This window comes from Cytobacillus depressus (genome assembly GCF_008923245.1).
In the GTDB taxonomy this organism is placed as follows: Bacteria; Bacillota; Bacilli; order Bacillales; family Cytobacillaceae; genus Cytobacillus; species Cytobacillus depressus.
Window position 1 is genome coordinate 438,446 of the sequence record NZ_WBOS01000003.1, and the last position, 12,155, is coordinate 450,600.

The window sequence follows — 12,155 nt, forward strand, 5'->3', positions numbered from 1 at the left end:
AACATCCAACTGTAGATTTATAGAGTTTGATCAACTTTGTAAGTTTTAAATGGGGGAGTTAGTATGAAGGAATTCATAGTTTGTTATACCTTAGAGGATGATATTAAACGAGAAAGAATAATGAAAAAGGCAGATATTGGTAAGGAACAAGTTATACAAGAAATAGTAGAAAAGATTGAACAGCGCAAATACTTTCTTACGAAAGGTGAGCATGGGTATTATTGGATCAATCGTTCTTCAATCCGTTATATAGGAGTTCATGAAAAAGATGACCCGAAATTTAATCAAATTAAACTATAATATCGACACAGGCTTTTTATCTTATATTAACTTTAATTATCTTTACATGGGAGAGAATATGAATGTCTGAAGAAGCGTATCAATCTCGTGAGGAACGAAAAAAAGCGGAAAAAACAAACCAAAATAAACAAAGAAGTATTGGTATACTGAAAAAAGGATCGTTGTTTAAAAAAATGGTCATTGTCTGTTTGGTACTCGGTCTTGTTTCAGCAGGAGCAGGAGCCATTACGTTCGCTTCAATGATTAAGGGTACACCTACCTTAGATTCTTCTAAGCTAGTGGATCCGCTTTCTACTAAATTTTATGATAAAGACGGAAACTTCCTTTATGAATACGGGAGGGAAAAACGGACAAAAATTACGTACAATCAAGTGCCAAAAGTGTTGGAAGATGCCTTTATTGCCACTGAGGATTCCCATTTTTACGAACATTTTGGGATCGACCTCAAACGGACAGCCAAGGCGATTTTCGTGAACGTAACCGGGGATTTCGGATCTCAGGGAGGTAGTACGATTACACAGCAAGTCATTAAAAATTCTTTTCTGTCTCCAGAGAAAACACTGAAACGTAAAGTGCAAGAATGGGACTTAGCGTATCAGTTGGAAAAAAAATATTCCAAGCAGGACATTTTAATGATGTATTTAAACAAAATCTACCTTGGAAACCGCTCTTACGGAGTGGCTGCTGCAGCTAAGAATTATTACGGTATTGAGTCCGATGATTTGAAAAAAATGACGCTTGCGCAGGCGGCGATGATAGCCGGACTGACACAGAGTCCGAACAATTATGATCCAACTATACCGGAAAACAAAGAAGCAGCCACGAAGCGCCGTCACATCGTATTAAGCTCGATGCATCGAGATGGCTATATCACGGAAAAACAAATGAAGGAAGCAGAAAAAGTTCCTGTAACAGAAGGTCTCGTACAAAAAAATACGCAACAGAGCATGCCATATGAAGCATTTTTGGATGCTGCTGTAAAAGAAGTAAAGGGAAAATTGAAGGATGTTGACATCAGCACGGACGGATTATCTATTTATACTACATTGGATCCAAAAGCTCAGGATTATGCTGACAAAATGCTGAACACAGATGAAATTATTGCTTATCCAAATCCAAATTTTCAAGGAGCCTTCGTCTTTTTAGATACAAAATCGGGTGAAGTTAGGGCGATTGGAAGCGGGAGAAACGACTTTAAAGCAGGATTTCTAGGACACAACTTTGCAATCGAGATGAAACGTCAACCTGGCTCCATATTTAAGCCAATTTTTGATTATGGACCTGCGATTGAACATTTAAAATGGTCCACTGGTCATTTAATCCATGACAAGGAGACATCGTATTCAACTGGTCAACCTATTTCTAACTGGGACCATAAATACCACGGAATCATAACTATACGGACAGCATTACAATACTCTTACAATATTCCTGCTTTACTCACAATGAGAGAGGTAGGGATGGAAAAAGCAAAGAATTTTGCAGAGCAACTCGGCATTACTTTTAAGAATAATCAGGTATATGAATCCTACTCAATCGGAAGCAATACCGTTAATCCTTTGGATATGGCTGGAGCTTTTAGTGCTTTTGGAAATGGAGGGGTATACACTCAACCACATTTTGTCCAAAAAGTTATTTCCCCTGATGGTAAAGAGGTTAGCTTTACTCAGGAATCAAAACGAGTGATGCAGGATTACACTGCCTATATGGTAACTGATATGTTACGCACAGTCATAAATGCTGGGACAGGAACAACTGCAAATGTTTCCGGACTGGATGTTGCCGGGAAAACAGGTACAACCAATTTTGATGAAAAAACCCGAGCTAAATATGGATACCCAAGCTCAGCTGCAAATGATAGCTGGTTTGCAGGATATACACCTCAATACACCATGGCTGTCTGGACGGGTTACACTCAAAACGGACAGGGTAACTATATGAGTGGAAATACGACGAAAATCTCACAGTTAATGTTTAAAGCAATGATGGAAGCTTTCGGAACGGACACAGTAAATTTTCAGCAACCAGAAAGTGTCTACAGAGTGAATAATGAACTTTATATAAAAGGAATTGATTCTGCAGAAGTTCCACCTCAACCTAAGAACGACAATGTAATAATTCATCCTAATAATGGCGGAAATAAAGAAGAAAAGAAACTCAAAACAGAAGAAAAGAAATTGAAAAAAGAGGAAGAGAAGCGTCAGAAAAAGGAAGAGAAATTGAAAAAAGAGGAAGAGAAGCGTCGAAAAAAGGAAGAGAAAAAGAAACAAAAGCATGATTAGATAGATATTTTTTTCTTACTATTGTTCCACTTCAATAATAGGGCGATTTCACTTATTAAGACAATAGATAGTTAATCGGAAAATCTCGTTGAATTCAAAATAAACTTTAACAGATTAAATACACATGACCCATTATTTATAGGTCTTTTATATGGAAGCATAATCCCCCAATTGTTCATGTTGCTTGAGAATGTGAAGAAATGTACTTAATGTGTAACGGGTGCGTTAGCACCATAAGAACTAGCGGTAAAGTATTGATACTTTTGATTACGGTCTTCCGCAATCGGGCGCATTTCTTGAGCAAGAAATGTGCCCTTATTAATGAATTGGACCATATAGTTGAACAATACATTTCAATGGTTTGTAGAGAAATAATACAAAAGTAAGTGAAATAAATATGATAATTGATTCTTAGATAAGCTGTTTTAAAAACATCCCCCTTCTAAAGGAAAAAAACGCTAGGAACTTGAGAGTTGGAAATTTTATTCTTCATCTTACCAATCTCAGGCTATGTCTACACTGTAGTCTATCAATCCTATCCAGCTAAAATAACAGCAGTCAAAAATATGATTTGTAAAATCGTTCGAGGGAAAAGAGGTGTACTGGGTCTTCCGCCAATGGTGATCCCTTTTCGTGCAGCGCGAATATTAGACGGGAACATAACAATAAGTAACAATGCTAAACTGAGTGAAGCAATATTGGAAGTGATGGGGATCAACAGGCCTATGGCACCAATGATCTCTAATATTCCAGTAGCGGTCACGATGAAATCTGGATTTGGCAGAGCCGGAGGTACCATTTTGATAAGATCCGGACGTCTCTTTCCCCAATGAGCCATTGCTGTAAATAAAAACATGAGAGCAACAGCGCTTCGTAAAGAAGTTTCCCAAACATCAAAATAAGACAGTCCGAAAAAACCAATCAAGCGAAAAATCAGGAATGACACGATCAGTAGGATAAACGGAACCATTCGTATTCCTCCTCTAATTTAAAAACCTTTGGTAATCATAAAATACAAAATAACAACAGGTAATAAAGTAGTGGTGATCCCGAAAATGGCCCAATAAAGCGATGCTTTCCGGTACGCTTTAGAAATAATGCCACTCTCTATCGATTCGGCGCTGTGGCGGATCATGCTACGCTGTACAGGCAGCAGCACCATCAACCAGAGGATGCCGGAAAGGGAAAACAGGATCATTGAGAGGGTGAGCCAATTGAAACCAGACATTGAATAACCTGCTTGTGCAGCCATTAGACTCCCGGTGATGATGATTAATATCAATCCTGGCAGCGTAAAAATAAAGTCGGCCAACATCACGTTTTTCACCGTGTTGTGAATGGGTGTAGGATCTCCCTTTATGTCGGCTCGAATTTTCCAATACGCTGCAGTTATAATGTTTCCCAAGAAAATAATCGACCCCAATAGATGCAAAAATAGTAGAAAGTTCAAATAGTTCACATCCTTTTCTCATTATTCTTTTTTGACCGCAGTAAGTCGGCGATGAAGTTCGAGAAATCGTCTGGGCCGAATGCGTAGGAGTCAGAAGAGATGGCACTTCGCATACGTACCCCATACGAAATCAATACAAACAATTCGGCTATCTTATCGGCATCGACTGTTAAGGAAATGACCCCTGCCTTTTGACCGGCTACAATCCACTGCTTCGAAAATTGGATCGCTTGTTCATAAAAACGACGGATCATCTCGCTTACGGCAGGTTGATCGTTTTTACCCAACAAGTAAATAAAGATTCGATTGGTGGGATCAAGGGGGTCTTGCAACGATGGCAATTTTTTAAGGGTTTCTTGTAGTGGCCCCTCCAGCTCTTTATTTCCTTTATTTACTTCAGCAAAAAAGCTGTCATTGATATCTTCGAGTCTTTCCTCTAACACTATGGCCAACAGTTCATCCTTGCTTTTTACATAATGGTAAATAGCTCCTTTTGAAAGCCTCGTACGTTCTATAATGTCGTTCAAGGTCATTTTGCTACAACCTTTTTCGCGTACTAATTCTTTGGTAGCATCCAAAAGAAGCTGCTTCGTCCGTTTTCGTTTTGATGCTCGATCCAAGTGTTTTCCTCCTTTTCTCATGTATATTGGCGGTTATCTTTGGTTTTGTTTGTTGATATTAATTATACATACCGTCGGTCGGTTTGTAAATAAACAGTATTTTGTTATTCAACAAAAGGGCGCTTTTCTAAAATAAGGAAAGCGTCTTTCTTCATGAAAAGGGCCATAATCTTGAATAGCACATGGAAGATAATTTTGATATTTATGTTAAAAAAATAGAGATTGTGAAAACGGTGTTATAATTAATATATTGAATATTCAATTAGGGGAGATATCTTTGACTAATTATGAAAAGGAATACCTTAGCATTGCAATTGGACAATTTAAACACTTTAAAGAACGTGCAGAAAAGGGAATACAGCAATTGTCAGAAGAAGAATTACACTGGAAGCCAAGTGAAGAGTCAAATAACATTGCAATAATTATCAAGCATTTAAGTGGGAATATGCACTCTCGCTGGGTGGATTTTTTGACTACTGATGGAGAAAAATCTTACAGAGATAGAGACTTGGAATTCGTTGATGATAATGAATCCAAGGAACACATAATGCAAATTTGGGAAGAAGGATGGAAATTACTTTTTAATACAATGTGAACCGTACCATAAGTAAATGAGGTTTCTATACCATTTGCACAAATTAGTCATAGAATACTTAAAGTTAGGTTATTTAAGGCTGAAATTAAGAATGAAATGAAGAACAAAAACCCCTTTGATCAATTTTTATATCAAGGGGGTTCCTGTTCTTATGATTTGGTGTGATATGTATAATCCACGAGCGGCATTTGAAATATTTCCGTGCCCCACAATAGCCTTTAAATAATCCGCCGCTAATTCTTTCATATATAAGATTCCACTTTCGTATAGGTAATTGGATATGAAATATAGCGCCATCCAGAAAACGATTTTCCCTGAATGATTCATGCCACAAAGTAGTGTATTCTAACCCCTATCCGTTCTTACCTGATCCCAACGGCGTGATCATGATACCATAGTGTTGCAGGCCGTTGGCAAATTGGATAATAGTAGACTTCATGTACAAATTTTGGTCCAACATTTTCAAAATTCTGTGTAAACCATGTGTCTGGATATCCGTCACTTTCCGGACTAGTCCGCCCTTCATGCAAATGGACAAATGTCCTTACAGAAGGTTTATCTGGTTATGCACCATGAACCGTTCGATCAACAGGCAACAGGTGTTCAAAAGGCAATTACTTTTCCACTTGACTTTAATAGGATGATTTCTCCTTGTTTCGAATGTCGAATTATCGGGGAACAGGCACCGTTTTCTATTGTTGCCATTAATGAAATACGTTTATGACGTTTTTTTCATTGGAATAATAGTATGATCTGATTGCTGTTTTTTGATTTTATTTCGATAGACGATTTTAGACAAGGTAACACTAAATTCATATAAAATGAATAGCGGTCCGATAACTAATAAATCTGACATAATATCAGGTGGAGTGATGAAAATAGCTATAAGTGTTAGTAAAAAGTAAGATATCCTTCTAGCTTTAGATAGAAACTTTGGATTAATGACACCAATTGAGGTAAGAAACATGGCAATGAGCGGTATTTCAAATAATAATCCAAACGGCAGTGTTAAGTTTATGATGAATTTAAAATACTTTTCGGCCGTAAACATGGTTTCAAACTGGCCTTTAGATAAGGATAATAAAAAGTTTAGAACAATTGGATACAAAACAAAATAACCGAATGAAAGCCCTGCAACAAACAAAGTAAAAAATCCCGGAATGTAGGCTAATGCTATTTTTTGTTCTTTCTTAGTTAGACCTGGTTTTACAAATAGCCACGTTTGATGGGCAGCAATCGGGATGGTAAGGGCGAAGGCACTCACTCCTGAAATCATAAAATATATTCGAAGGATGTCAGTTGGACCTAATACTGCTAAATCACGGTGGAAATCACGAATAAGCCACTCATAAATATCCTGAACAAAAATGAATGATCCAAATAAACATACGATAAAAGTGAGTAATGTAATGATTAATCGCTTCCTTAATTCCCCAAGGTGATGAACAAGCGTTAACTCTTGATTTTTCATACAAGGCTCTCCCTTTTTCCTTTTAGAAATAAGAGGAAGATGTAAGCTTTGAACTTACATCCTCGACACTCTTACTTAGAATCACCGCTATTTCCTTTTTCCTCTGACATTAAATCCTTTGCTGAGCTTTTAAATTCTCTTAATGTATTGCCAAATGCACGCCCAATTTCAGGTAACTTAGATGGCCCAAATATGATGAGGGCAATAATTAATATTAAAATTAGACCAGGTACTCCTATGTTTTGCAGCATATTGTTACCTCCATTAATAATATTATTTAACTATGGATCCGGATAAGAGCAACAACATTTATCCTTTCATCGCTTTTTCCTTTTCTCCATTATTTAATGGTAAAGGATCCATACTTTGATCGTTCGCAGTTAAATCAATTCCATAATCCTTAGCGAAAACCATATGGGTTTCTACAAGAACACCTTCTTTATTTTCATCTAAATTGAATACTCTCGCTCCACGAAGTCTGTTTCGATCAGCTCCAGAAAGGCCGTACGTTCCAAAACCTGTGTTACCAGAATAGCCAAGCAAAATTCCATAATAGTTGCCACAGTAGGTGTTTACATGATCATGTCCGCAGAAAACACCTTTAACGTCCCCTCTATCTAACATGGCTGAAAACAAACCGCCGTTAACCGGTCCCGGACATTCATCTTCATTTCTTTCTCCAACTATATTATGTTTTACTGCTGCAAGGTCATGGTTAGCTTGTGTTCTGCTATCAACACTTCCATACCACATAAAACGATGTTCCCATAGAGGGATATGAATGAATACAAGTGAAGGCACTTTAAAACCGTATTGCTTCTCAAGATTTTTGGATTTCTCATAATACCAATTAACTTGATTAAAACGAAGCCAGTCCCAAGTAGGGTACCCTTTAAAATCCTGTCCGGCAATTTGTGCTGGTGCATATCTTCCACTATCAAGAAGCCAGAGGTTGAATGCGGCATTATTACCTTTTGAATTTTTTATTAAAAGGTTCATGTTTCCTGTTCCAGTAAGGCCCTTTTCTCCAGGTTCATTCATATTATATTTGTAGTTCATGTAGAACTTCAGCATGTCATTCTCATACATTCCACTATTGGGGGAAGAATCTTCATCATGATTTCCAAATGTAACTGCCCATTTGATACCTCTATTTTCCATTGGTTGAGCTACATTATTTAAGGCTTGTTTCATCTCTAATTCCGTATCACAGCCTCCTGTAATATTGTCACCGTTAAGAACAACAAAATCCGGCTTCTCTGAGTCTAGAACCTTCTCCATAAGTTCAATTGTCCTACGATCAATTCGTTCATCATCCTGAGTGTCGTTAAATTGAATAACTTTATACTTTCCATCGGAGTTAAATTGTAGCTTAGCATTTCCTAATTCTTCGGCATGTACCTGGCTAGTAAATAAATCTCCAGGTAATCCAGTAGTCGCAAGTGTTAACGCGAGCGTACTCATTCCTCCGATTTTCATAAAACTCCTTCTGTCTAACCCTTTGTTTAGATCCTGATTACTCATGAAAATTACCTCCCAATTTTTTAAAAATTATTCCTGTCATCTACTATTACATCGTAGGATAAAAATATTGATAGAGTATTAATTAGGTTAGAAAGGTAAGTAAAATAAACAAAGAAAAAATAGAAAACAAATAAGCCAAATAAAACGGCCATATAGTCCTTTTTACAAAAATAATCAGATTACTCATAGTAGAAAAGATAGATGAAAAAGATGCTTTTTGATTTTGTTTTATTCTTCATTTTTGACTAATTTACAAAACTTAATATTTTCTTAGGCTTTTTGTTATATTCAGTTAATATAATTGGTTACAACAAAACAAATTAATTGATGGGGGCATCGAGAGATTTTATGAATAAGCATGTAATTACAGAAAGATATAGATTAATCATTAGGGAACTTGAGATGAAAAATAAAATTAATGTAGTAGATCTAGCCATTAAATTAAAAGTCACACCAGAAACGATTCGAAAAGATTTACGCGTGCTTGAGGAGAAAAAGAAACTGCGCAGAATTCACGGCGGGGCTATTCAATATTTTAGTTTGATGAAAGAACCTCATTTTAATAAAAAAATCGGAATCTCTTATAATGAAAAAAAAATGATAGGGGAAGCTGCCGCAACTTTCATTTTGGATGGTGAAACGATTGCTCTAGATGTAGGATCAACTACCTTACATATTGCAAGGTCAATTAAAAACTTAAAAAACATCACGATTGTCACCAATTCATTAGCAGCAGCAGAAATCTTAAATAATAGATTAGAAAATCAACTATTTGATGGCAGTGTAATCGTACTTGGAGGCACAACCAATCCACTGCAACAATCAATCAGCGGGCCATTAACCAATCAGTTATTAGAACATTTTTATTTTGATAAAGCGTTTATTTCATGTGGGGGAATTAGCAAAGATGGAATTTGTGATTTTAGTATTGATAAAGCAACTGCATCTACTATTATGATGAAAAGATCAAGAAGTGTTTATGTTGTAACTGATACTTCTAAAATGAATCAGAAGGCTCTTTTTCATATAGGGTCATTTTCATCAATTGAATGTGTGATTACAGATCAAGAAATGCCCGCTGATTGGTCAAAAGATGCTATGGTTAAAAACGTAAAATGGATAAATGCAGGTGTCATCCATGAAAATTAATTTAAAGGTGCCTTACCTCCGATGTACAATTTTAATGATCTTAGAAGATTTCTTTGATATTACCTTGGCAAATGCCCAGCGCATTAAAAACGTACCTGGAAGAAAAACAGATGTTTCGGATGCAGAATGGATTGTCAAATTATTAAGACATGGCTTAATAGAGAAAAGTTTTGTACCTCCTGAAGATTTTCGAAACCTACGGGATTTGACTAGGCTTAGAAAGAAATGGATTGGACATATGACATCAGAAAAGAACCGAATTCAGAAAGTACTAGCGACCTCAAACATCAAGTTAAGTACAGTTATTTCGGATGTCTTTGGGGTTTCAGGCAGGAAACTGTTAGAACAACTAATATCCAGTGGTTATATTGATCAGGAAGATGTCGAGCAAAAAATTCACGGTAGAATGGCCCATAAAAAACAATTGATTACGGATTCCTTGTTTGGTACGTTAAATGACCATCAGCTTTTTCTTATCAAACAATCGTGGAAACACATTGTCTATCTTGAAGAATTAATATTGGATATTGAATAAAGAGTAGACGAAATTTTGGAAAATTATCAGGAAGAATTACGACTTCTGATTTCAATGCCAGGAATTAAGAAAGATACAGCAGCCATTATCATTGCAGAAATGCAAAACCTCATTTAAATTTGTTACGGTGAACCATATCGCATGTAAGGTAATGGAAGAATTCAAGCAATCGTTTGCTATTCTGATAAAGTTGTTTAACATCGATTACTGCTCAGTACAACGATACTATTCAATAGAAAAATGATATTCAACAATCGGGCGCAATTCTGCAATAAGATTACTCTCTTTCTTTATGATAAGAACCAGATTGTGGAACAAAACCTTAAAGAAAATAAGCTGCCTAAGTTATAGCTTAAAAGAGATTGTGAAGGTTTGTATTTAATCTAACGGTCATAAGTCAGCTGAAAAAGGAATAATACTAAGCAACTCAATTTAATTACCTAAAAAAACAATAAAGAAGTTGTTCTCTTATTTCACAAAAAGATGAAATGTAATAAACTTTAATGATTCAAATAATTACAATATATGGTAAGATTTAAGTGAAAAGAGTTGTAATTTAGGATTGAATACTATAGACCTATGATTTAATTTTAACAACAGCCGCTTTTGGTGTTTCAAAGGAAAATAATACAAATTAATAGTTTCATTATAAGGGAGAGATCGTGTATGAAAGAAAAGGAGATTTCTTTAGAAGATACACATAAAGAGGAAATAAAATTCTCAATTATCATACCTGCCCATAATGAAGAAAAGTACATTGGAAAATGCCTGGAATCTATTTCAAAGGCATCAAAAGCATTTGAAAATCAGGTTGAAGTCATCGTAGTGTTAAATCGATGTACAGACAGAACAGAAGAAATTGCAAAATCATACAAATGTATAACGATAAAGAATAACGATAAAAACCTTTCTAAGATTAGGAACGCTGGTGCTGATATAGCGAAAGGTGAAATCATTGTTACAATTGATGCAGATACCCAGATGAACGACCATGTGTTGTCTAGTGTAGAGGAATACTTAACAACTGGAAAGTACATCGGTGGTGGAGTTACAGGGAAATTTGAAAGAATGTCTTTAGGCATATTTGTTTCAACCTTATTATTAATAGGCCCACTACTCCTTAAATATGGAGCAATATCCGTGGGAATCTTCTGGTGCTACAAAAAGGATTTTCAGTCGATTAAAGGATTTAATGAAGATATGCTTATGGCCGAAGATGCTGATTTTGCTAAGCGATTAAAGGAATGGGGAAAGAAGAATGGGAAAAAGTACGGGACGATTCAAAATGGAATGATCACTTCATCCAGAAAGTTTGATAAACATGGAGACTGGGCTTTACTGAAACGTCCGAAGATAATTTTAGCTTATTTAAAAGGAACTGATCAGAAACATGCGGATGAAGCATATTATGAAAATCAAGATAGATAACCATAACAGTACCATTACAATGTTCAGGACCTAAAGTTGGGTTTCAACAAGAAATAAAACCGAAAGTATATAGATTATGAAATAATGTACTTAAACAAAGGGTAGCTTTTATGTATTTTCATATACTGCTATTTATTGTTGTAAAATCTTCAATTAAAGGGCGCGATTGCTTAACAGATAATGGGGAAAGTAAGGTGTTTATTTGAAGAGGGAAAGAATAATAAAAAGCCTATTGGAAAGACTCTCAACAATGGCGCTAGCTGTTGTTTTATTTGCAGTAGCATTTTCTTGGGTTTCCTACGTTCCCAGTTCTCAACGGGAACCTAACACGTATTATTTTGGTTTCTTTGAAACCTTTGTTTTTGTCATTATCTATGCTGGATCTCTCTACCTTATTGCAGGAATGCCCCTTTCGGTCCTTATTAATAAGCTGATTAGAAAGTCCAATGGAAAGTCAAAATGGGAAAGGTATTATATCGGACTTGGTATGTACTCCCTAGCGGGGGCAATCGTTGGAGCTCTTTTTATTGTGTTCAGTGGGGATATTCATTGGAATGGATTTACGTTAGCCCTAATGTGGGGGTTTGCAGCATCTAACTTGTACTTCCATTTGTCATTGCTAATATCCAAGATAAATAGGGGCTCAATCCTCGAATAAAGGGCGCAATTCTTTAGGAATGAACTTATTTAACTCATGGCTCATGTATGTGAACAAGGTATTTACCCTGTTCGCAATTCAGGATATGCCCATGTGCTTTAGGTTAATAATTTTATGATTAATGTTACTTTATAGGAATATGT

12 protein-coding genes and 2 pseudogenes are annotated in these 12,155 nt (G+C 36.0%); 7 read left to right on the plus strand and 7 right to left on the minus strand.

Going from position 1 to position 12,155, the window contains the following annotated elements; translation table 11 throughout:
* Positions 1-63: 63 nt before the first annotated feature.
* Positions 64-300, plus strand: a complete 237-nt coding sequence (locus tag F7731_RS10760; RefSeq protein ID WP_151534776.1) for a hypothetical protein — start codon at positions 64-66, stop codon at positions 298-300.
* Positions 301-362: 62 nt separating this feature from the next.
* Complete coding sequence (locus F7731_RS10765; protein ID WP_151534777.1) at positions 363-2,582, plus strand: transglycosylase domain-containing protein; 2,220 nt, start codon at positions 363-365, stop codon at positions 2,580-2,582.
* A 535-nt stretch (positions 2,583-3,117) separates the two neighbouring features.
* Here F7731_RS10765 and F7731_RS10770 read toward each other — a convergent pair.
* Genes F7731_RS10770 through F7731_RS10780 form a run of 3 tightly spaced genes read right to left on the minus strand, consistent with a single transcriptional unit; the run spans position 3,118 to position 4,652 of the window.
* On the minus strand, positions 3,118-3,552 hold the full coding sequence (locus F7731_RS10770) for a DoxX family protein (protein ID WP_151534778.1): 435 nt from the start codon (positions 3,550-3,552) through the stop codon (positions 3,118-3,120).
* An 18-nt stretch (positions 3,553-3,570) separates the two neighbouring features.
* The gene (locus F7731_RS10775; RefSeq protein WP_343032858.1) at positions 3,571-4,041 is read right to left on the minus strand and encodes a DUF2269 family protein; all 471 of its coding nucleotides are present in this window, start codon (positions 4,039-4,041) and stop codon (positions 3,571-3,573) included.
* Complete coding sequence (locus F7731_RS10780) at positions 4,038-4,652, minus strand: TetR/AcrR family transcriptional regulator (RefSeq protein WP_151534780.1); 615 nt, start codon at positions 4,650-4,652, stop codon at positions 4,038-4,040. The genes F7731_RS10775 and F7731_RS10780 overlap by 4 nt, the downstream gene beginning before the upstream one ends.
* A gap of 277 nt (positions 4,653-4,929) precedes the next feature.
* On the opposite strand from F7731_RS10780, the gene F7731_RS10785 reads away from it, so the two are divergent.
* Positions 4,930-5,247, plus strand: coding sequence for a DUF1572 family protein (locus F7731_RS10785; protein ID WP_246197182.1), 318 nt, complete (start codon positions 4,930-4,932; stop codon positions 5,245-5,247).
* A gap of 368 nt (positions 5,248-5,615) precedes the next feature.
* Here the strand turns inward: F7731_RS10785 and F7731_RS26840 are convergent.
* The 4 genes and pseudogenes from F7731_RS26840 to F7731_RS10805 all read right to left on the minus strand — a co-directional run.
* Positions 5,616-5,911, minus strand: a pseudogene (locus F7731_RS26840) (cupredoxin domain-containing protein); the annotation flags it as partial.
* A gap of 54 nt (positions 5,912-5,965) precedes the next feature.
* The gene (gene tatC, locus F7731_RS10795) at positions 5,966-6,718 is read right to left on the minus strand and encodes a twin-arginine translocase subunit TatC (protein ID WP_151534781.1); all 753 of its coding nucleotides are present in this window, start codon (positions 6,716-6,718) and stop codon (positions 5,966-5,968) included.
* Between the two features lie 71 nt (positions 6,719-6,789).
* Entirely contained in the window at positions 6,790-6,969 is a 180-nt protein-coding gene (gene tatA, locus F7731_RS10800; RefSeq protein ID WP_151534782.1) for a twin-arginine translocase TatA/TatE family subunit, read from the minus strand.
* 58 nt (positions 6,970-7,027) lie between these two features.
* On the minus strand, positions 7,028-8,242 hold the full coding sequence (locus F7731_RS10805; protein ID WP_151534783.1) for a metallophosphoesterase family protein: 1,215 nt from the start codon (positions 8,240-8,242) through the stop codon (positions 7,028-7,030).
* Between the two features lie 348 nt (positions 8,243-8,590).
* Here F7731_RS10805 and F7731_RS10810 point away from each other — a divergent pair, with 348 nt between their 5' ends.
* From F7731_RS10810 to F7731_RS10825, 4 genes and pseudogenes are all read left to right on the plus strand, one after another.
* The gene (locus F7731_RS10810) at positions 8,591-9,391 is read left to right on the plus strand and encodes a DeoR/GlpR family DNA-binding transcription regulator (protein ID WP_151534784.1); all 801 of its coding nucleotides are present in this window, start codon (positions 8,591-8,593) and stop codon (positions 9,389-9,391) included.
* A gap of 28 nt (positions 9,392-9,419) precedes the next feature.
* Positions 9,420-10,028: pseudogene (locus tag F7731_RS10815) on the plus strand (IS110 family transposase); the annotation flags it as partial.
* A gap of 564 nt (positions 10,029-10,592) precedes the next feature.
* Positions 10,593-11,354: a glycosyltransferase gene (locus F7731_RS10820; protein ID WP_151534785.1), complete on the plus strand. Its 762-nt coding sequence runs from the start codon at positions 10,593-10,595 to the stop codon at positions 11,352-11,354.
* A 202-nt stretch (positions 11,355-11,556) separates the two neighbouring features.
* Positions 11,557-12,012, plus strand: a complete 456-nt coding sequence (locus F7731_RS10825) for a hypothetical protein (protein ID WP_151534786.1) — start codon at positions 11,557-11,559, stop codon at positions 12,010-12,012.
* Positions 12,013-12,155 lie beyond the last annotated feature (143 nt).

Coding starts and splice junctions, on each gene's coding strand:
- tatA (WP_151534782.1), bottom strand. CDS start 6,969: ATGCTGCAAAACATAGGAGTACCTGGTCTAATTTTAATATTAATTATT.
- F7731_RS10770 (WP_151534778.1), bottom strand. CDS start 3,552: ATGGTTCCGTTTATCCTACTGATCGTGTCATTCCTGATTTTTCGCTTG.
- F7731_RS10820 (WP_151534785.1), top strand. CDS start 10,593: ATGAAAGAAAAGGAGATTTCTTTAGAAGATACACATAAAGAGGAAATA.
- tatC (WP_151534781.1), bottom strand. CDS start 6,718: ATGAAAAATCAAGAGTTAACGCTTGTTCATCACCTTGGGGAATTAAGG.
- F7731_RS10805 (WP_151534783.1), bottom strand. CDS start 8,242: ATGAGTAATCAGGATCTAAACAAAGGGTTAGACAGAAGGAGTTTTATG.
- F7731_RS10760 (WP_151534776.1), top strand. CDS start 64: ATGAAGGAATTCATAGTTTGTTATACCTTAGAGGATGATATTAAACGA.
- F7731_RS10810 (WP_151534784.1), top strand. CDS start 8,591: ATGAATAAGCATGTAATTACAGAAAGATATAGATTAATCATTAGGGAA.
- F7731_RS10765 (WP_151534777.1), top strand. CDS start 363: ATGTCTGAAGAAGCGTATCAATCTCGTGAGGAACGAAAAAAAGCGGAA.